This window comes from Arcobacter sp. s6 (assembly GCF_040884245.1).
In the GTDB taxonomy this organism is placed as follows: Bacteria; Campylobacterota; Campylobacteria; order Campylobacterales; family Arcobacteraceae; genus Aliarcobacter.
This window is the reverse complement of record NZ_JBEVTN010000007.1, coordinates 115,446-136,254: the sequence shown is the minus strand read 5'-3', so window position 1 is coordinate 136,254 and position 20,809 is coordinate 115,446. Positions and strand designations below refer to the sequence as shown.

General features: G+C 27.2%; 17 protein-coding genes. 11 read left to right on the top strand and 6 right to left on the bottom strand.

The features are described 5' to 3' along the window. Position 1 precedes the first annotated feature (1 nt). From ABVS04_RS05860 to ABVS04_RS05815, 10 genes are all read left to right on the top strand, one after another. Entirely contained in the window at positions 2–949 is a 948-nt protein-coding gene (locus tag ABVS04_RS05860; protein ID WP_368029733.1) for a VWA domain-containing protein, read from the top strand. Further along, positions 946–1,800 carry a tol-pal system YbgF family protein gene (locus tag ABVS04_RS05855; RefSeq protein ID WP_368029732.1) on the top strand — a complete coding sequence of 285 codons (855 nt, stop codon included), beginning with the start codon at positions 946–948 and terminating at the stop codon, positions 1,798–1,800. Before ABVS04_RS05860 ends, ABVS04_RS05855 begins: the two co-directional genes overlap by 4 nt. Beyond that, a complete protein-coding gene (locus tag ABVS04_RS05850) occupies positions 1,781–3,325 on the top strand; it encodes a BatD family protein (protein ID WP_368029731.1) in 1,545 nt (514 codons plus the stop codon). The genes ABVS04_RS05855 and ABVS04_RS05850 overlap by 20 nt, the downstream gene beginning before the upstream one ends. 61 nt (positions 3,326–3,386) lie before the next feature. Beyond that, on the top strand, positions 3,387–3,995 hold the full coding sequence (gene bioD, locus ABVS04_RS05845; protein WP_368029730.1) for a dethiobiotin synthase: 609 nt from the start codon (positions 3,387–3,389) through the stop codon (positions 3,993–3,995). Positions 3,996–4,313: 318 nt separating this feature from the next. Beyond that, complete coding sequence (locus ABVS04_RS05840) at positions 4,314–5,444, top strand: CoA ester lyase (RefSeq protein ID WP_368029729.1); 1,131 nt, start codon at positions 4,314–4,316, stop codon at positions 5,442–5,444. 15 nt (positions 5,445–5,459) lie between these two features. Beyond that, the gene (locus ABVS04_RS05835; RefSeq protein WP_368029728.1) at positions 5,460–7,979 is read left to right on the top strand and encodes an aldolase/citrate lyase family protein; all 2,520 of its coding nucleotides are present in this window, start codon (positions 5,460–5,462) and stop codon (positions 7,977–7,979) included. Positions 7,980–7,988: 9 nt separating this feature from the next. Next, entirely contained in the window at positions 7,989–9,059 is a 1,071-nt protein-coding gene (locus ABVS04_RS05830; RefSeq protein ID WP_368029727.1) for a MaoC family dehydratase, read from the top strand. Between the two features lie 27 nt (positions 9,060–9,086). After that, entirely contained in the window at positions 9,087–10,070 is a 984-nt protein-coding gene (locus ABVS04_RS05825) for a CoA ester lyase (protein ID WP_368029726.1), read from the top strand. Between the two features lie 230 nt (positions 10,071–10,300). Then, positions 10,301–11,794, top strand: coding sequence for a fumarate hydratase (locus ABVS04_RS05820; RefSeq protein ID WP_368029725.1), 1,494 nt, complete (start codon positions 10,301–10,303; stop codon positions 11,792–11,794). Positions 11,795–11,978: 184 nt separating this feature from the next. Next, positions 11,979–12,815 (top strand): DUF5718 family protein, encoded by an 837-nt coding sequence (locus ABVS04_RS05815; protein WP_368029724.1) that lies wholly within the window; start codon positions 11,979–11,981, stop codon positions 12,813–12,815. A gap of 27 nt (positions 12,816–12,842) precedes the next feature. Here ABVS04_RS05815 and ABVS04_RS05810 read toward each other — a convergent pair whose 3' ends face one another. Further along, positions 12,843–15,761 carry a methyl-accepting chemotaxis protein gene (locus tag ABVS04_RS05810; protein WP_368029723.1) on the bottom strand — a complete coding sequence of 973 codons (2,919 nt, stop codon included), beginning with the start codon at positions 15,759–15,761 and terminating at the stop codon, positions 12,843–12,845. 197 nt (positions 15,762–15,958) lie between these two features. Here ABVS04_RS05810 and mscL point away from each other — a divergent pair, with 197 nt between their 5' ends. Then, on the top strand, positions 15,959–16,396 hold the full coding sequence (gene mscL / locus ABVS04_RS05805) for a large conductance mechanosensitive channel protein MscL (RefSeq protein WP_368029722.1): 438 nt from the start codon (positions 15,959–15,961) through the stop codon (positions 16,394–16,396). Between the two features lie 44 nt (positions 16,397–16,440). On the opposite strand, the gene ABVS04_RS05800 is transcribed toward mscL, so the two are convergent. The 5 genes from ABVS04_RS05800 to ABVS04_RS05780 are packed head-to-tail and all read right to left on the bottom strand — an operon-like array spanning position 16,441 to position 20,802. Next, the gene (locus ABVS04_RS05800; RefSeq protein WP_368029721.1) at positions 16,441–17,004 is read right to left on the bottom strand and encodes a flavin reductase family protein; all 564 of its coding nucleotides are present in this window, start codon (positions 17,002–17,004) and stop codon (positions 16,441–16,443) included. A gap of 11 nt (positions 17,005–17,015) precedes the next feature. Beyond that, positions 17,016–17,240 carry a hypothetical protein gene (locus tag ABVS04_RS05795; RefSeq protein ID WP_368029720.1) on the bottom strand — a complete coding sequence of 75 codons (225 nt, stop codon included), beginning with the start codon at positions 17,238–17,240 and terminating at the stop codon, positions 17,016–17,018. Then, positions 17,231–18,412: an MFS transporter gene (locus tag ABVS04_RS05790; protein ID WP_368029719.1), complete on the bottom strand. Its 1,182-nt coding sequence runs from the start codon at positions 18,410–18,412 to the stop codon at positions 17,231–17,233. The genes ABVS04_RS05795 and ABVS04_RS05790 overlap by 10 nt, the downstream gene beginning before the upstream one ends. Beyond that, positions 18,399–20,108 carry a molybdopterin-dependent oxidoreductase gene (locus ABVS04_RS05785; protein WP_368029718.1) on the bottom strand — a complete coding sequence of 570 codons (1,710 nt, stop codon included), beginning with the start codon at positions 20,106–20,108 and terminating at the stop codon, positions 18,399–18,401. The genes ABVS04_RS05790 and ABVS04_RS05785 overlap by 14 nt, the downstream gene beginning before the upstream one ends. Further along, a complete protein-coding gene (locus ABVS04_RS05780) occupies positions 20,095–20,802 on the bottom strand; it encodes a hypothetical protein (RefSeq protein WP_368029717.1) in 708 nt (235 codons plus the stop codon). Before ABVS04_RS05780 ends, ABVS04_RS05785 begins: the two co-directional genes overlap by 14 nt. Positions 20,803–20,809 lie beyond the last annotated feature (7 nt).

Below are 20,809 nucleotides of genomic sequence, written 5' to 3'. Positions count from 1 at the left end.
GATGTTTTATTTTAAAAATATAGAGTTTTTATATCTACTTCTTTTGATAATTCCTTTAATTTATCTAGTAAGTAAAAGAAAAGAGTTTGTATTAGGACAATTTTCAGCTGAAGTATTTAAAAGAATAGAATTTAAAAATAATAAATTCTCAAAAACAACCAGAGCTGTAATTTTAATTTTCTCTTTTGTTTGTTTAATTTTTGCACTTGCAAGACCTATAATGCAAAATGGTGAGATAAGAATAAAATCAAGTTTTGTAGATGTGCTAGTGGCTGTGGATATTTCAAAATCAATGATGGCAGATGATATTTATCCAAATAGATTTGAGTTTGAAAAGAATAGACTCTTTTCTTTTTTAGATGAATTAAAAAATATTAGAGTAGCACTTGTAGGCTTTAGTTCTCAAACTTTTTTGATTTCTCCTTTGACTGAGGATTTTAATTCATTAAAGTTTTTAGTAAAAAATCTAAGATTTGATTATCTAAATTTAAAAGGTACAAATATTAAATCAGTTTTAGAAGTTACAGATGATTTATTAAAAGATGAGAAAAACAAGATTCTTTTAATCTTTACAGATGGGGGGAATGAAGATAACTTTGAAAATGAAATAGCTTTTGCAAAAACACACAATATTACTATTTATGTTTACAATATAGGAACTTTAAAAGGTGGAATTATCAAAGATGAGAACAACAATGCAGTTTTAGTAAAACTAAATGAAAATATTAAGAAGTTAGCATTAGATACAAATGGAGCATATTTACAACAATCTTTAAATCAAGATGATATAAAACAATTAAGTGAAATTATAAACAATAATTACAAGGCTCAAGAAGAAGAAAAAGAAGATGTAATAAAAGATGAAAAAGAGTTGTTTATTTATCCATTAATTTTAGCAATAATCCTATTTTTTATGGGAATTTTCTCACTTCCAAGGAGAGTATCATGAGAATATTTATAATTTTATCTTTTATTGTTATGTGTTTTTCATGGGCTTCTGTATTTGATTTCAAACATTTAGATGATGCAAAAAAAGCTTATGAAGGTAAAGATTATGAAAAAGCAGCAGATTCATACTCAAATGTAAATAGTGATGAAGCAAAATTTAATGAAGCAAACTCTTTATATAAAGCAAAAAAATATGAAGATGCCTTAAAAGCTTATTCATCTATTTCAAATAAAGACTTAGAATTTGACAAACTTTATAATATGGGAAATTCCTATGCTAATTTAAAAGATATAGATAAAGCAATTGAAAATTATGAAAATGCTTTAAAAATAAAAGATGATGAAAATGCTAAATACAATTTAGAACTTTTAAAAAAGAAAAAAGAAGAACAAAAGCAAGATAAAAAAAATCAAGACAATAAAAATGATGAAAATAAACAAAAAGAGGATAACAAAAAAGAAAATTCTCAAAGCCAAAATCAGAATAAGCAAGATAATAAAGAGGAAAATCAAAAACAAGAAAAACAAGAAAATCAACAAAACTCAAAAGATGAGCAAAACAATAAAGAAAATGAGAACAATAAAGAAAATAAGCAAGAAAATGAACAACAAAACAATAAAGATTCTGTAAAACCAGAAAATCAAAAAAATTCTGAAGCAGAAAATAAAAATGAGCAAAAAGAAGAAAAAAAACAAACTGAAGCTCAAAATCAAGAAATGTCAGAACAAAAAGAACAGGCAATTAGTAATATGGAAGAAAGAAAATGGCAAAAACTTCTAAATGATAGAGAAATAAATACACTTTTACTTCCATTAACAAAAGGAGACAACAATGAAAAACAACCTTGGTAAAATATTAATAATTTGTATTTTTTTTATAAGTGGATTATTTGCAAATGTTAAATTAACACTAAATACACCTGCCATATATGCAGGAGAAATGGCAAGTTTTACAATAACATCAGATGGGGATGATATTAATTTTCCAACAATTAATAGTATTGATTCTTATAATATATTAGGAAGTTCTTCATCTTCTTCAACAACAATTATTAATGGAAATTATTCTAAAAAAATATCAAAAACTTACAGTTTTAGCCCAACAAAGGATGTAATAATTCCTTCTTTTGAAATAATTGTTGATGGAAAAACTTATAAAACCCAAGAGCAAAAAATATCTGTTATAAAACCAAGTGCTAGTAAAGAAGGTGAAGATTTTGTACTTGAATTAAGAGCTGATAAAGAAGAAGTAAAAATTGGAGAATCAATAAATCTAAGTGTTATATTTAAATATAAACTTGATTCAAAAATAGATAAACTTCAGCTTTCTGAGCCTATACTTAACAATTTTTGGATAAAAAAAGTTGATGATGTTGAAAAAACTAGCGAAAAAGATTATATTGTTTTTAAACAAAAATATCTTTTATTCCCCCAAAAATCAGGAGAGTACGACCTCTCTTCATTGGAAGCTGATATAGGAAAAGTTGTAAATGAAAGAATCTCTAATGATATATTAGATGACCCTTTTTTCAAAAATTCATTTTTTAAAGACTCATTTTTTAATTCTATGACAAATAGATTAAGTTGGCAAAAAGTTTATTCAAATGTTTTACATATTTCTGTTAAACCATTACCAAATAATTTAGAACTTTTTGGAGACTACTCAATAACCACAAGTGTTGATAAAACTGAAGTTGATGCAAATCAGCCGGTTAATCTAAGTATTAGCATCACAGGAAAAGGAAATATTGATGATATTCAAAAATATAATATAACAATTGAAAATGTTATAAGCTATGCAGATGAACCAAAAATTGAATCAACTTTTCAAACAGATGAATATGGGGGAAACTTCACCCAAAAAATAGCTTTTGTAGCACAAAATGATTATACGATTCCAAAAATTGAATTAACTTACTTTAATAAAAATACAAATGAAGTTAAAACAATTTATTCAGAACCAATTAATATCAAAGTAATAAATAACAATCCCAATAAGTCTGCTGTGAAAATTGAAACAGCAAATGAGACTCCAAAAGTTTCACAAAAAAGTCAAGATCAAGATATAAAAGACACAAAAGAGAATAAAAATTTAAACTATATAGTTTTAGCTCTAGCTCTTTTAGTGGTTATTTTGACATCAATTTTGCTTTTTAAAAAGAAAAAAGAAAAAAAGGAAGTTGAAAAAGATATTGTCAAAGCAATAAAAAAAGCAAAAAATGACAAAGAGTTATTTGAATTACTTTTACCATATAGTAAAAAAAGTGAAATAATAACAGATGTTCTTAACAAACTAGAAGAAAATCTTTATAAAAATACAAAAAATAAAATTGATAAAAACGAATTAATGAATTTCTTTGAAGATGAAATAGTGTAAATTCAAGTTACACTATTTTTTATTTTGTTATACTTCACACAATATAATATAAAGAGAAAATATGAAAAAAATTCTATTTGTAAGTGCAACAAATACAGATGTAGGTAAAACTTATGCATGCGAAAAACTCCTAGAACATTACGCAAAGAAAGGTTTCAAAGTTGGTTATTTCAAACCCTTTGAAACAGGTGTTGTGGATTTTCCCCTTGATGGAACTAAAATGTTAAATTTAGTAAAGACTCTAAATCCTTCTTTTAATGTAACAATTAATGATGTTGTTCCTTATCAATTCAAACTTCCAGCAGCTCCTTATGTTGCAAAAGAAAACACAATTATAGATTTAGAGTTTCTAATAGAGAAAAAAAAATATTTAGAACAATTTTGTGATTTACTTATAATTGAAGGAGCTGGTGGATTAATGGTTCCAATTGAAAAAGATTTGTTTATTATAGATTTAATAAAAATATTTGAAGCAAATGCAATTTTAATAACACCTTCAAAACTTGGGTGTATCAATGATACTCTACTTTCAATTAATGCTTTAAAAGCTAAAAATATTGATTTTGAATTTTATATAAATTTATATCAAGATATTAATAGTTTTGAAAAGGTATCAAAACCATTTTTAATTGATTATTTTAAAAAACTGAATTTTTTACAAGATTTATAAGAAATAAGAGAAATTACGAAAATATTTTTATTTTTTTGTAGTTTCTCTTTTTTTTTTGCTTCTTTTTCACTTGTTTTTTACTATATTTTTACTACATTTTAAGCCATTTTAACATCTTGTTTAAGTTTTCTTTCCCTTATTCATGGGCTTAATTAAAGTTTTATTATTTTAAACTTAAATTTATTTGCTATTTCAAAACACATTAAAACAATTCATTTTAAATGCTGTATAACTTTCCTGTTGGTTTTCATGTATAATAATACGTTTATTACATGAAACAAAATAGTACTTAAAATCAAACAACGAAAGGTAGATAAAATGACTTCTGCAATAGATTTATCTAAATTAACAGCAAATGATGATTTAACACCAGTTCTTGGTGGATATTGGCCTGGTATTCAAATTTATTACCCACCAATAAAATTTAATCCATTAGATGGAACATATGAGAGTATGGAACAAGCAAAACTTAGACTACAAAAACACGCATATAAAACAAAAGCACATACAGTTTTATTTGATTTAGAAGATGGTTGTAGACAAAAAGCAATGTCAAGAGAACTTTTAATTCAAGAGTTACCAAAGTTTCCAGAAAGAAATTTCCAAATCGCTGTAAGAATAAATCCATTTAGAACAGACGAATATGAAGAAGATTTAAAAATGTTAAAACAAATTCACCAATATATTGATGTTATTGTTTTAGCAAAAGCAGGAGAAGTTTATGGATCTGCTGAAATCAGAGATTTATCTTCTTGGTTAATTTCAATAGGTTCACATTTAACAATTCAACCAATTATTGAGCATCCAAAATCTCTTCAAATTGCTGATAGGTTAATGGATCATTCAACTGTAAAACACGTTGTATTTGGTATTCACGATTTCTCAAAAGCAATGGCTTATAAAATCACTCCTCAAGGATGGATTAATGAGCTTGAAACTTTCTTTAATATGCTTACTATGGAAGCTAGAATTAAAGGTAAAGGGGTTATTGGTGGAGTTGAAGTTATGTTAACACCACATTCATTACCTGATAATTGTGTTGAGAAAAAAGATATTAGAAGATGGTTAGATTTACATGGTGATGATGCTAGTAGACACGTTTATGCTCATGCTATTAGAGAAAATGCAATGGGATTAACAGGTAAACAAGTTATTACTCCAAATCATATCAATGTTTGTAAAGTTGCATTTACTCCATCTCCAAAAGAGATTGAAAAAGATGTAAGAATATTAAAAGAAGCTATCAATGCTGATGCACTATTAAGTGGAGCTATTAGATATGAAGGTGAAATGTTAGATCCACCAATGTTTGGTAAATCTTTACAAAACATTTTAAGAGCTTATGCATTAAGATCTTTAGCAAAAGAGGATGAAATATTTGCATTATCTGTATTAAACAGAATGCCAATACATACATTTAAAGAAAACTGGCCATACGGTCAAATTTAGTAGGGAGATTATATTATGAGTTCAAACGTAAAAATTGAAATACCTGAATTTTTAAACATTGGAGTTGCTTGTACTTCTGCACATGTAGGAACACCTAAAGAAAACAGTGTAGCAATGATAATTGAAGATGATAAATTAGGTACAGATGAAATAACTTATAAAGATTTAGCAAAAAGATCTGACCAAGTTTGTAATTTCTTTACTGGAATTGGTCTTGAAGCTAGAGATAGGGTTCTTGTTTGTTTAAAAAACTCACTTGCTTACCCTATTTCATTCTTTGGAACAATGAAAGCTGGAATCATAGCAGTTCCAACTTCTACACTTTTAAGTGGATCAGAAGTTAAATATCTAGCTGAAGATTCACAAGCAAGAGCTATTGTATTATCAGCTTCTATGTATGAAAACCTAGTTCCATATTTAGAAAATTTAGATAACTTAAAAACAATTGTTATCGCTGGAATTGATAGTGTTGATAATATTAAAAAGCCAAAAAATATTAATATTTATTCGTTAAATGAAATTTTTGCTTCTACTGATTCAACACCAAATCACTATAATTCTAAATCAGGGGAACCTGCATATTTAGTATATACATCTGGAACTACAGGTTATCCTAAAGGTGTTTTACACTCTCATAGATCATTAGTTGGAAGAACTCCTGCTACTAAATTTTGGTTTGATTTTAAAGAAAATGACAGAATCATGCACTCTGGTAAATTTAACTGGACTTATGTATTAGGGTCTGCATTAATGGACCCATTATATAATGGTCATACTGTTATTGCTTATGAGGGTTCAAATGATGCATCAACTTGGATTAATTTAATTAAAAAGCATAGTTGTACTATATTTATTGGAGTTCCAACTATTTATAGACAAATTATTCAAAAAACTGATTTTACTTTAGAAGATTGCCCAAGCTTAAGATATTGTATGAGTGCAGGTGAGCATTTATCTGATGAAATGTTAGGACTTTGGAGAGAAAAATTTAAACAAGATATTTATGAAGCAATTGGAATGAGTGAATGTTCTTATTATATTTCTCACTCTAAAAACAATCCAATTAGACCAGGATCTGCTGGATTTGTACAACCAGGACATACTGTAAAACTTTTAGACCCAGATACACTTGAAGAAGTAGTTGATGGTGAAGAAGGAATGATTTGTATTGGTGAAGATGATCCAGGATTATTCTTAGAGTATTGGCAATTAGAAGAAGAAACAGCAAAATCAAGACATGATGGATATTTCTTTACAGGTGACTATGCTAAAAAAGATGAAGATGGATACATTTGGTTTATCGGAAGAAAAGATGACATTATTAATACTTTTGGATTTAGAGTATCTCCACATGAAATCGAAAGAGTTGTAAAAACTCATGATGCGGTTGCAGATTGTGTTGCTTTTGGTTTAGATATTGGTAAAGATAAAACAATAGTTGCAATTGCTGTTATTGGACATGAAGAATTAAGTGAAGAAAAACAAGCTGAAGTTTTAGCATTTGCTCAAGCTAATCTTGCAAAATATAAAGCTCCAAAAGAGATTTTTGCGATGCTTGATTATCCAAGAACTAAAAATGGAAAAGTTTTAAGAAAACAACTTGTTAAACAATTACATGAACAATATCATGCAATTGAAACAGGAACAAAAATTGTTGAATATAAAGCTAGAAGATCTATGTTATTTGTGCCTGCTTATAACAAACATAATGTTCAAAAAGCAAAATCTGTATTAGCTGATACTGTAATTTTTGATCTTGAAGCAATTTTACAAGAACAAAGAGCACATGGTAGAGAAACTGTTGCTCAAGTTTATAAAGAAGATGGAGCTAAATTTGGTGAATCTGAAAGAGTTCTAAGAATTAATAATCTTGGAAGTGAAGATTTAGCAAAAGATTTAGAACTTGCTAAAACAATCGAACTAGATGCTTTATTATTCTCTAAAATTCAAACTAAAGAAGATGTATTAGAAGCTGTTAGATTATTAGAAGAAGTAAATCCAGAATTATCTTTAATGATTATGGTTGAAACTCCATTAGCAGTTTTAAATATTCAAGAAATTTGTGCAGCAAGTCCTAAAGTAGAAGTTATTGTTGTTGGTTCTAATAAACTTGCAAATAGACTTCAAATTGATATCAAAAAAGGTTCAAAAGCAATGCTAAATTATTTATCACAAATTGCCTTAGCTTCAAAAGCTTATGGAAAAACTGTGATTGATGGACCACATTTTGATGTTCATGATGAATTTGCTTGTGAAGATTCAACTAAAGATGCATTCAACTTAGGATATGATGGAAAATCACTTATTCACCCTGTTCAAATTGAATATATTAATGATATCTTTACTCCAAAACAAGCTGAAGTTGAAGATTATGAATTAATGATTTCTAAATATGAAGAAGCAACTAAAGATGGTAAAGAAGTAATCTTACATAATGATAAGTTAGTAGATTCTTCAAAAATTAAATGGGCTAAAAAAATGATTACACTATATGAAACATATAAATCATTAGGTCAAAACCTATTTAATAAATAAGGAGTAAATTTGTCTAAAATAAGTACTAAGATTAATTTCGGAAATTTCTTTGAAGATTTTTCTATTGGTCAAAAAATTGTTCACCCACTTCCTAGAACAATAAGTGATGGTGATGTATCTTTATACATCGCTTTCACTGGTTCTAGATTTGCACTGCACTCTTCTGATACAGTGGCAAAACAAATGGGTTATGATAAAAAACCAATTGATGATATGTTGATGTTTCACTTAACATTTGGAAAATCAGTTCAAGATATTTCTTTAAATGCTATTGCAAACCTAGGTTATGCAGAAATGTCTTTTCCTAATTCAGTTTTTGTTGGTGACACTGTTTCTATGACATCAACTGTTATTGGATTAAAAGAGAATTCAAATGGTAAAAGTGGAGTTGTTTATGTTCATTCTATTGGTGTAAATCAAAATGGAGCTGTTGTACTTGACTTCAAAAGATGGGTAATGGTTCATAAAAAAGATAAGGAAACTACAACAGGTATAAATGAAGTTCCTACTTTTGCAAAAACTACACCTATTGCAGATGTAATTAATATTCCAACTATTAAAACTGTAGATACTGATGCAAGTGGTGGAAAATATTTCTTTGAAGATTATGTGGCGGGTGAGAGATTAAATCATCCAGAAGGTATTACTATTGATAATAGTGATCATACATTAGCAACAAAGTTATATCAAAACAATGCAAAAGTTCATTTCAATGACCATATGATGAAAAGTACTCCGATGGGGCAAAGACTTATGTATGGTGGAATCATTATATCAATGGCAAGAGCTATTTCATTTAATGGTTTACAAAATGCACAATGGGTTTACTCTATTAATAGTGGAGCTCATGCAAATCCTACATATGCAGGTGATACGGTTTATGCTTATACTGAAGTTGTTGAGACAATTGAAGTAAATAGAGAAGATATTGGATTATTAAGATTAAGAACAGTTGCTATTAAAAACCAAGTTTCTAAAGAGATTGAAAATCCAAAAGATGCTGAAGGTAAATATTTAGCAAATGTAGTATTAGATTTAGATTACACAGTTGTAATCCCAAAAAACAAAACTAAAAAATAAATTTAAATTAAAAAAAAGGATAATATTATGACACACCCAAAAGAAGCACTATTCGGTTCTGGAGATAACTTACCAATCATTCCATCTTGTGAACACTTTGCAGGTAGCGAAAAGCTAATCTTAAAAGGTTTTGAGATGCAAAAAAAATTAGGACCTGTTTTTGATATTACTTGTGATTGCGAAGATGGAGCTGAAACTGGTAAAGAAGTAGCACACGCTGAGATGATCGTTAGAGTTGTTAATTCTGATGCTAATCCATATTCAATGGCAGGAACAAGAATTCATGATTTTGACCATCCAGATTGGAGACAAGATATTGATATTTTAGTACCAGGTGCTGGAGAAAAATTAGCATACATTACTATTCCTAAATCAACTTCTTATGAAGATGCTAAAACTCAAGTTGAATATATTCAAGAAGTAGCTAAAAAAGCTGGTATTAAAAGAGAGATTCCTATTCACGTTTTAATTGAAACTCACGGTGCATTAAGAGATGTTGAAAAAACTGCAACATTACCTTGGGTACAAGTTTTAGACTTTGGATTAATGGACTTCGTTTCTGGATACCAAGGTGCAATTCCTGCTTCTTGTATGAGAAGTCCAGGTCAATTTGATCATAGATTAATTGCTGCTGCTAAAGCTAAAGTTGTTCAAGCTGCACTTTCTAATCATATTATTCCTTGCCACAATGTTACACTTGATTTAAAAAACCCATACCAAACTTATAAAGATGCAGAAAAAGCAAGAAATGAGTTCGGATTCTTAAGAATGTGGTCAATTTATCCAACTCAAGTACAAGCTATTGTTGATGCAATGAAACCTGACTTTACAGAACTTGAAGATGCTCAAAATATTTTAATTGCTGCTCAAAATGCTGAGTGGGGACCAATTCAATATGATGGTGAATTACACGATAGAGCAACATATAGATATTTCTGGGAATTAGTACAAAGAGCAAAATTCTCTGGAACTAAATTACAAGATATCGTTGAAGAAAGATTCTTCGCATAATTTTCCTTAACTTAAGGCTTTTGCCTTAAGTTAATCTTTTAATCCTTCTTTTTCTTTATCCTAAAACGTTCATAAATAAACTATTAAATTTTCAATTTTTTACAAACAAACCTCAATAAGAAGGTAAAAACTAAACACTTTAAAAAAAATAAATATTAAAATATAAATAAAAGATTCATTTCATACTAGCATTGGTATAATATTAAAATTTCTAAGCAAAAAGGAAACAAATGAGCGTAATAAAACAACAAGATATAATAGATAGTATTGCTGATGCATGTCAGTATATTTCATATTTTCACCCAGAAGATTTCGTAACAGCGATGGTTGAAGCTTATGAGAATGAAAAATCAGAAGCTGCAAAAAATGCATTAGGACAAATTTTAATTAACTCTAAAATGTGTGCTTTAGGACATAGACCTTTATGTCAAGATACTGGGTCTGTAAATATTTTTGTTAGAGTTGGATTAAAGGCTAACTTAGAATTAACAAAAGAATTAGTAGATGTATTAAATGAAGGTGTTGCAAAAGGTTATACAGATCCTGATAACACATTAAGATACTCTGTTGTTTCTGATCCTGCAGGAAAAAGAACAAATACAAAAGATAATACTCCAGCTGTTATTCATGTAACTGTTGATAATTCTGATGAGTTAGATATTACAGTTGCTGCAAAAGGTGGAGGAAGTGAAAACAAATCTAAATTTGCAGTATTAAATCCAAGTGATTCAGTTTACGACTGGGTTATGGCAAATGTTAGAGAAATGGGAGCAGGATGGTGTCCTCCTGGAATTTTAGGTATTGGGATTGGTGGAAATCCAGAAAAAGCAATGCTTTTAGCTAAAGAGTCTTTAATGGGTCATGTTGATATTCATGAATTACAAGCAAGAGGTCCTCAAAATGCTTTAGAAGAATTAAGATTAAGACTTTATACAGATATTAATAAAATTGGAATTGGTGCTCAAGGTTTAGGAGGATTAACAACTGTTGTTGATGTTAAAATCTTAGATTATCCATGTCACGCTGCTTCATTACCTGTTGCAATGATTCCTAACTGTGCTGCAACTAGACATATTCACTTCAAATTAAAACCAGGTGAAGGTGTAGCTAAATTTAAAAAACCAAATTTAGATTTATGGCCAGATGTAAAATTACCATTAGATAGTATCAAAAAAGTAAATATTGCAGATTTAACAAAAGAAAACTTATCTCAATTTAAATCAGGTGATACATTATTATTAACTGGAAAAATTTTAACTGCTAGAGATGCTGCTCACAAAAAAATTGTTGAGTACAAAAATGCTGGTAAACCACTTCCAAATGGTGTTGATTTAAAAGACAGATTCATTTATTACGTGGGACCTGTTGATCCAGTTAGAGATGAAAAAGTAGGACCTGCTGGACCAACTACATCTACTAGAATGGATAAATTCACTAAAGACATGATGGAAATTGGAATCATGGGAATGATTGGTAAGGCTGAGCGAAAACAACCAACTATTGATTTAATTAAAGAGTACAAATCTATGTACTTAATTGCAACTGGTGGAGCTGCATATTTAATTTCTCAATCAATTAAAGATGCAAAAGTTCTAGCATTTGAAGAGATGGGAATGGAAGCTATTTATGAGTTTGACGTTGAAGATATGCCTGTTACTGTAGCAGTTGATACAGAAGGTGTTTCAATTCATACAACTGGTCCAGCTAAATGGAGAACTATTTAATTTTATAAATATATAAAAGGCTTTTGCCTTTTATATATTATATTTAAGAATTATTTTAATTAAATGTTTATTCACACTTAACTAAAATAATTCTTATACGATTAAACTACATTCTATTTTTGACTTTAAGAAGATAGAATATCTGCTATTCTTTCCACCATAATACAAAACTACAGGAAAAAAGATGTTATTAGAGGATTTAAAAGATTATTTAGGCTTTGCAGTAGCAGGAAACTTTGCAAATCACTTAGGTGAAGCTGGAGAAGCTGACGAATTTTCTGTTATTAAAACTGAAGAAAAAAATGCACCAAAGGGAATGTTTCCATTTTATATAAAAAATCATAATAGTTTTTTAGGAACTTATCCAATTTGTGAAGATATTATTGAAACACATGGAAGAGAAAAAGATAATCTACAAGTTGAAGCAGAGGTAGCTTTAATTTGTGATTTTGTATATGAAAATGAAAAAATTGTTGATATTATTCCTAAATATTTTTCTGCATTTAATGATTTTTCAATAAGAATTCAAGATGGAAATAAATTAAGTACCAAAAAGAATTGGGGAGCTAATACAAAAGGAATTTCTCAAGAGATTATAGAAATTGATAATTTTACTCAAAAAGGTGTTTTAAGTAGATATCATATTGCTTCGTTTATCAAAAGAAATGGTATAGTTCATGATTACGGAACAACAAGTGCTGTTAAATCATATAGTTATTTCTTTGAACAACTAAAAGATTGGATGATTGAAAAATTAAATACTCAAGAAGATTGTGGTCCATTAGAAGAATTAACACAATTTCTAAAAATTGCAGCAAAAGATGCAAAGGGTATTTTAATAGCAGCAGGGGCTACTGCTTATGCTGATTTTGGTAAGAAAAACTTTGTACAAAAAGGTGATGAGATTTTTGTATATGTTTATGATGCTCATTCGCACTCATTTGATGATATATTTAATGATATGTGTGGAATGGATACTTTTTTAGGTAAATGTTCTAAACTTCATCAATATGTTCAATAAGAAAAACAAGAGAAAAGGTGTAAACCTTTAACTCTTTGTTTTTGAATCTTCATATAATATTTCATTTAAACTCTCAAAAACCATAGTAGTTGACTCTTCAATTTGTGCAGCTATTTGTCTTAATACACTATTTTCTTTTTTTAGTGAATTTTCTAGTAAATATTTTTGCACATTTTTATGAACTTTTTCATGATTTATTTTTAAATTATTCCATTGTACTATTTTAGTAAAACTTCTATTTTCTTTTTCACAAAAAGATATCCATTTACCCATATCACAAGATTTATCACTTGTTACTTCTTGGTTTTCAAAACTGTTTAAGTTTAAATAGGAGTTCTTTTTAAAATCAATATGATCATTTTTATATTTTGATACTTCTTTTATTAAATCTATATTTTCAACCATTTCATAATATTTTTCATCAATTTTAGATTGTGTTGTAATTTGAAGAAGTTTAGATGATAGTTTTGATACTTCATTTGATAAAACATCAATATTGGAAGCTGTTGATGCATTTTTTTGAGTTGCTGTATCAAGTCTAGAAATTGTATCATTTATTTGAATGATACCTTGCTCTTGCTCTTTACTAAATTGTGTAACATTTTCAATAATATCTTTTGTTTGAACAATTTTATTACTTAAATTTTCATAACCTTTTATCATATCATCAGCAACCAATTTCCCTTCATTTGATTTTGTACTTGCACTTTCTACTAATTTTTTTATATCTCTTGCAGCATCTGCACTTCTTGAAGCTAGATTTCTAACTTCTTGCGCTACAACTGCAAATCCACGCCCTGCTTCACCTGCAGTTGCGGCTTCTACTGCTGCATTTAAAGACAATATATTTGTTTGAAATGCTATTTGATCTATGATAGTAATTGCATCATTAATAGCTTTTACTTTTTCATTTATTTCATCCATCGATGAAAAAGTCTCTTTTGCTGCTTTACTTCCAATATTTGAAGCTTCGTTTAATTCATCAGCAATTCTCATCATTTTATTCATATTTTCATTATTGTTTTTTATATTTGAAGTGATTTGCTCAAGAGCTGCTGAACTTTGCTCTAAAGAACTTGCTTGCTCTGTGGATAAAATTGCAAGTTCAGTTGAAGAACTACTTAAAACTTTTGTATTATTTTCAAGCGCAATTCCTGCATTTGTAATCATTGCAATTAATTCAGAAGAAGATTGTCCTAAAAGAAGAGTTGATGAACATAAAATTCCAAAATCTCCATACATTCCTTTTTTTTGGATTTCATCAAGTTTAAATTGATAATTACCTACAGAATAACTATTTAACAAAATATTTAAACTATCAATTTTTAACTTTGTTCTATCAATCATTTTATTTATAATATCAACCAAAGAAAATAACTCTTTTGTAGCTGCTGTTTGTTTTATTGAATATTCAAAAAATCCATTATTCACTTTTTCCATTACATCTGTAATTTCTAAAACAACATTTTTATCTTTTTCGATAATTTTTTCTATTTTTAAAACTTGTTCATTCATATTTTTAGTCATGATTGCGAACTCATCATTTCCATCTATTTCATTTAAAGAAATAGAATCTTTTTCTCTCATAGAATAAGCAAAAAAATCATCTAAATTTTCTTGAAATTTATTAATAGATTTTGTAATTTTATTAGTTAAGACACTTATTACTATAAAAATCAAAATTAAAAGAACAATAATAAATAAAACAAATAAAATAACATGATTTTGTAATTTTGAAATATTTGAGTCAATATCAAAAAGCATATCATTTACAATTTTATTTTTAATTTGTTCCAAGGAGTCTATTCTTTTTGATGATTCTTCTTCCCACTTCAGAACATCTGAACCATAAATATTTTTAGATAAAGTAAGTAATGCTTTTATGGCTTTTGAATCATCAATATTTGAAGTTTGTAAATCAATGCTTTCATAAGCTTTTGACATATAAGAATCAAAGGTTTCTTGAATTTGATTTAATAATACAGTTTCATCATTTGTGATATTCTCAAGTTTTTTATAATTTTTAATCGCCTTTAACATTTTTGTATGATTTTTTTGTATTTTATTTAAATATTTATCATTTTGATCTAATACATAATCTTTATAAGAGTGTATTAATCCACCATACCCAATAGCATCTTTTATTTCAGAAAGAAAACTCTCTTTTTGTATTTTTATATAAATCAATTCTCTAAAACTCTTAACTTCACTAAAACTATTAGAACTAATCTCTTTTTTATAAAATTCAAGTTGTTTTGTGGATAAATTTTTTACAAATATATCTAAGTAAGAATTTTGTGAAGAAACAAAAGATAAAAACAAATTGTAATCTTCATTTGATATATGATTATGATTAAAAATATTTTTAACAATATTTTTTTCCGCATATGTTTTTTCTATTACATTTATTAAAGCTACATAAGCTTGTGATGATTTTGATAACTCTTTTGTATTTGAATAAATTAATAAATCATCAAAAAAAGAGATAAGATTTATATTTAAACTATTATAATAATCTATAACTTCTGTAGAATCAATTTTTAATTCAACTGATTTCTCTCTCATTTCTTTAATTCTTAAAATATTATTTTTGAATATATCTATTTTTTCTACTAAATTACTATCTATTTTTAGAATAGTAAAATTCTCTAAAAAAATATTCAAACTATTTAAGGCTTGATTACTTAATTCTATTTGTTTCTCTAATTTTATTTTTCCAATTTTTGCATAACTATCTATATAGGAAATTGTTAATTCTCTCTCTTTTTGTAAACTTGTTAAAAGAGTTGAAATTTTTACTGTAAAATCTATATAACTTGATGTTATAGTCATATTTCTTTCTTTTTCAAATTTATCATAAATAGAAATAAAAGATAAAATTAATATTGTAATAATAGGTAAAGTCAATATTAATAGTATCTTATTTTTTAATTTTAAATTATTCATTTTCACCTCAATTTTATATCTTCCGTAATATATTATTAATTTTTTGAATCCTAGGTTATGCTCGTTTTTAGTGTAATCAAGATGTAATTTTGAGATTATTTTCTAGTTATTTTATTTTTATTAAATCATCTATATTTTTATTTTATTATTAATAAAGCTAATTCAATTATAATTTTAAAAAATTAAAAGGAAAAGATATGCTTAAAGAATTTAGAGATTTTTTGATTAAAGGTAATGTTGTTGATATGGCTGTGGGATTTATTTTTGGAGCTGCATTCGCTACGTTAATCAAATCACTTGTAGCAAATGTAATAATGCCTCCAATTGGATTATTACTAGGAAGGGTTGATTTTTCTCAATTATTCATCTCTTTAGATGGAAACTCTTATGCAACACTTGCAGAGTTGGAAAAAGCCGGAGCTCCTGCCATTAAAATAGGAATGTTTGTAAATGATACTATTTCATTTGTAATTTTAGGTTTTGTTATGTTTATGTTTATTAAATCATATAATAAACTTAAAAAAGAAGAAGTTGTTGAAGAAGCAGCACCAACTACAAAAGTTTGTTCTGAGTGTGCAATGGAAATTCCAATTGCTGCTAAAAAATGTGGTCATTGTGGAAATACAGCTGTATAATCACAAAGTCTAAATACATTAAAAGGCTAAAGATAGCCTTTTAATTATAAATCTACTAAAGCTTTAAATGTAACTCCACATCTTCCAATATTTTCTACATTTATATGATTTCTTTCGTTTATTCTATCATCTTCAATATATTGATACTTTAACTCTAAAACAACAGGTGTTGTATCTCCTGGAATTTCATAAGTGTCATAATATTCACAGAACATTGCACTTTGAGATGAAGAAATCATAGGAGGAAAGCCTTCCATTACATTTGTAACATCAATTTCAAATTTCTCAATCTCACTAACTTCTTTTCCAAGAGGAGTTGCACATTTTTGTACCTTATCAACATTATCTTTATTTACAAAACAAATAGTTGCTTTTTTTGTTTTTAAAATATTTGCCAAAGAATCTTTTGGGCTTCCATCATCTTTTTTCCCAATAGCTACAATTAAAAGTGCAGGATTTGAAGAGATTGGTATAAAATAAGAAAATGGAGCAGCATTTAATACACCATCATCATCTGTTACAATCCATGCAATTGGTCTTGGAATCACAGTTCCAGACATTATTTTATATCTATTTAAATCGTCAATATCTTTATAATCTAAAATCATCTATTTCCCTTTTATATTTTAAATTCTTGTTCAACATTTTTAGCTACTGCTTCACCTTTAAAAGTTAAATATGAATCAGTAAGATACTCTTCACTTTTTAGTTTTTTTAACAATCTTTTTCCCTCTTTTAAAGAGAATAAATTTGTATTTTCTAGTGTTAATACAACATCATTTAGAGTTTCATTAGGCTCTTTTTTTAATATTGCAAGTAGCAAAACTTTTTCAACTATATCCATTTTAATATCCTTGTGTAGTAAAAAGCAAAAGCTAGAAATCCTAGCCCTAAAAGAATAGTAATTATATCAACAGAAGTTAAACTTGCCATTAAGCCAATAAACAAAGTTGTAAGTACGCAAGAGAGCATAAAGAACATATCATTATAAGATATTACTCTTCCTATATACTTTTCATCACAGTAATCTTGTAATAAAGCATAAGTAAATGACCATAAAGTCGTAGTACTAAGACCTACAATAAATAATGCAATCAAAGAAATATAAAAATTGTTTTGCATAAATCCCCATAAAATTATTGATAATCCTTGAAGTACCAATAAATAGTGTAAGTTCTCTTTTGTAACATATTTCGATAATATTACAGGTCCAAACATTAAAGCAACGGCTCTAACTGCATTTGACAAGCCAATTGCAAGTGGAACTGAAATAATATATTTGTATTCATTTTTTGCCAAAATAGTAATTAAAGCATCAAAAGAAGTTAATCCAACACTTGAATGTAGAAAGATTAAATGTAAAACTATTTTATTATTCTTAATATATATAAAACCATTTTTTATTAGCTTTATAAAATTATCAGTAGTCTCACTTGCTTTTACAACAAAATCAATTCTTATAAAAACTATCAATGCAATAGTAAAAATTATAGCATCTATTATAAAAGCTATTTTTACGCCATACCAATTAACAATAAAACCGCTTAAACCCATTCCAGCAGCATAAGTAAAAGACCATATAATTGAATGAATTTCATTTGCCATTTGTAAAGGTTTACCTTTTAAAAGTTTTGACAAAAGAGACATTTCAGTTGAAAAAAACATAGAAGCAGCACTCATTCTAATAAAAATAAAAATCATCAAAAGCCAAATCTCACTTTTATCATCAATTGTTAGAAATGAGATAGTCATTATTAATTCTATAAAAATCAAAAAAGTCATTAAAGGTTTAATTTTTACTCTATCTATTATTGCTCCTGAAAATGGAGCAATTAAAATAGCTGGTAAAAAATGCATTGCAGTTACTATTGAAATTGCCATTTCGCTTGAACCAAAATTAACAAGCATTGTATAAATTGCAACATTAGAAAACCATGCACCAAAGTATGCAATAAACTGAACTAAAGATAAATCTCTTATAATCTTATGTTCAGAAAAAAGTTTACGATAATTCAATTTCCACCAATAGCTCTTGATACATTGCTGAGTTCGAACTTTCATCTTCATCAAAAGGTGTTAAATAATTTACTTTTTTGTTCCCTGCAAATAGAAATGCACAGTCACTTTTTATATCATCATTTATTTTCACAGTAAATTTTGCATTTCCATATTTTGAAGATATAATAACATTATCATCATCTTTAAAATTTGTTGATGAATGTAAATAAACAAAATCATCTTTTGCAAATTGAGAATTTAAAGATTTTTTTGATTTTGCAGTAATAAAATAAAAATTTTCAGATGTTTTATCTTTGTATAAAGGTTCAATATCAATTTCTTCAATAAATTCAAATGTATCAAAATCTTTTAAATTAGGTTTATGATTTTCATAATATGAAATAACTTCATCTTCATCTTTTAATTTATCAAAATTAAATTTTTCTAAAAGATAGTTTGCTAATTCATATTCGCTAATAGTATTTCCATTTGAAGGAACTACTACTTCTGAAATTGCTTTAAATTCATGGCCATATGATAGTCTTACATCTTTTTTTGATAAAAAAGAACTTGAAGGAATTATTAAATCTGCATATTCACAGGTATCATTTAAAGTTGTACCAAAATAAACCACAAAAGATTTTTTCAATCCTTCAATTACCTTAGCACTATTTGGAGCACTAACAGCTGGATTCCCACCTTGGATAAATACTAAATCAAATAAACCAAAATCTGTTTTTGCAATAGAAACTTTTTTATTATTTCCCTTAACTTCAAATTGTTTTTTATAATCAAAAGCAGAATCACTTAAATACCAAACTCCACCTGCTTTTTGTTTATGATACCCCATATAAGCAGCAAAAGAATCAATACATCTTGTTATTTGAGCCCCTTCAAAATATTTCTGAATTCCTAAACCTAACATAATAGCAACACTTTTACCTTCAATTAAATCAAAAAAATCATTTACTTGTGAAAGGGGAACTCCGGTTGTTGCTTCATAAGAAACAACAGGCCTATTTCTTGAAATATCAAAAAACCAATCAGCACCAGATCCAAACTCTTCTATAAAATCTCTATCTTCTAAATCTTGCATATAGGCAAATCTTGTAAAAAGCAAGGCTAATTCATAATCTGTTTTAGGATTTATTTGCATATGTATTTTAGATTTTTTCGCAATATCTGTGCAAATAGGATCTATAGTTACAAAAGTTTTATTTTTTACTAAATTATACATATGAGAAGAAGTTACAGAGAAATTTCTTCCCCATACAACTATAATATCAGCATCTATAAGTTTTTGTATTGGTGGATTTATGACATTTTGTCTTCCTGCTTCAATCCCAGCTCCTCCCGCTCCATCGCATAAGCTTCCTTTTGTTAAAGTTGAGCCATATTGTGTGAAAAAATTTTTTGTAGAGTTTTGCATTACACCTAAATTTCCACTTCCTGTATAAAAAAGAGTTTTTGAAGGAGTTGTTGATTTAAGTTTATCTACTAAAATATCTAAAGATTTATCTAAGGAAATAGTTTCACCTTGAAATAATGAGTTTTGGATATTTTCTTCTTTTAATAAATTTGCAAAGTTAATACAAAGTTTACCATTAGTAAGCAAGTTATCTTTTGAACCTTTAATATTTCCTTCAACCATTTGCCCTTGACAAGCATCGTAGCAATCCATTGGACAGGCTACTTTCTTTTTATCTGAATTCAATTTTTACCAACCTTGAAAATGTTTTAACATCATTTACAATCAATTCAACTTTATATGATGAAATATTTACAGAATCTGCTACATTATATATTTTTGATATTTTTATATCACTTTTTATTCCATCCAAATAAATATCTTTTTTTCTAATTTCATCAACTTGAGCAATAGGAACATATATTTCTAATTTACCTTTTGATAAATCTTTTGATTCATAAAGTAAAGTTCCTGCATTTACATAATCTCCTTCTTTTACTGCAATATTAAAAATATAATTAGATTTTTCAACTAACTTTTTATTTGAAATAGTATCTTTTAAAGTTTCAATTTTTATAAGCATATCTGATCTTGAAGATTCTAAGGTAATTACTTTTAATTTTTGAGTATCTTTTTCAAATGCAGATTTTGATGAAACTTGATTTAATCTATCATAATTATTTTTTTCTATTTTTATCATTTCATCTATATATTTTAATTTATTTCTTGATTGTTCTAAATCAACTTTATTAACTTCTGAGTCCATTTCAATTATTGTTGAGTTATTTGCTTTTAGGCCTTCAATTTCCGAATTTGAGTATATAATCTTTCCTGAAACTGCTGCTTTTACTTGAAAGCTATCTATTGGCTCTAATTTTGCATAATATTCACTTGCAAAAATTGAAGTAATTGTAAATAAAAATATCCATATAATTTTCATTAATTTA

Coding starts and splice junctions, on each gene's coding strand:
- ABVS04_RS05800 (WP_368029721.1), bottom strand. CDS start 17,004: ATGATTTTAGATTATAAAGATATTGACGATTTAAATAGATATAAAATA.
- mscL (WP_368029722.1), top strand. CDS start 15,959: ATGCTTAAAGAATTTAGAGATTTTTTGATTAAAGGTAATGTTGTTGAT.
- ABVS04_RS05825 (WP_368029726.1), top strand. CDS start 9,087: ATGACACACCCAAAAGAAGCACTATTCGGTTCTGGAGATAACTTACCA.
- ABVS04_RS05860 (WP_368029733.1), top strand. CDS start 2: ATGTTTTATTTTAAAAATATAGAGTTTTTATATCTACTTCTTTTGATA.
- ABVS04_RS05820 (WP_368029725.1), top strand. CDS start 10,301: ATGAGCGTAATAAAACAACAAGATATAATAGATAGTATTGCTGATGCA.
- ABVS04_RS05815 (WP_368029724.1), top strand. CDS start 11,979: ATGTTATTAGAGGATTTAAAAGATTATTTAGGCTTTGCAGTAGCAGGA.
- bioD (WP_368029730.1), top strand. CDS start 3,387: ATGAAAAAAATTCTATTTGTAAGTGCAACAAATACAGATGTAGGTAAA.
- ABVS04_RS05850 (WP_368029731.1), top strand. CDS start 1,781: ATGAAAAACAACCTTGGTAAAATATTAATAATTTGTATTTTTTTTATA.
- ABVS04_RS05810 (WP_368029723.1), bottom strand. CDS start 15,761: ATGAATAATTTAAAATTAAAAAATAAGATACTATTAATATTGACTTTA.
- ABVS04_RS05780 (WP_368029717.1), bottom strand. CDS start 20,802: ATGAAAATTATATGGATATTTTTATTTACAATTACTTCAATTTTTGCA.
- ABVS04_RS05840 (WP_368029729.1), top strand. CDS start 4,314: ATGACTTCTGCAATAGATTTATCTAAATTAACAGCAAATGATGATTTA.
- ABVS04_RS05855 (WP_368029732.1), top strand. CDS start 946: ATGAGAATATTTATAATTTTATCTTTTATTGTTATGTGTTTTTCATGG.
- ABVS04_RS05835 (WP_368029728.1), top strand. CDS start 5,460: ATGAGTTCAAACGTAAAAATTGAAATACCTGAATTTTTAAACATTGGA.
- ABVS04_RS05795 (WP_368029720.1), bottom strand. CDS start 17,240: ATGGATATAGTTGAAAAAGTTTTGCTACTTGCAATATTAAAAAAAGAG.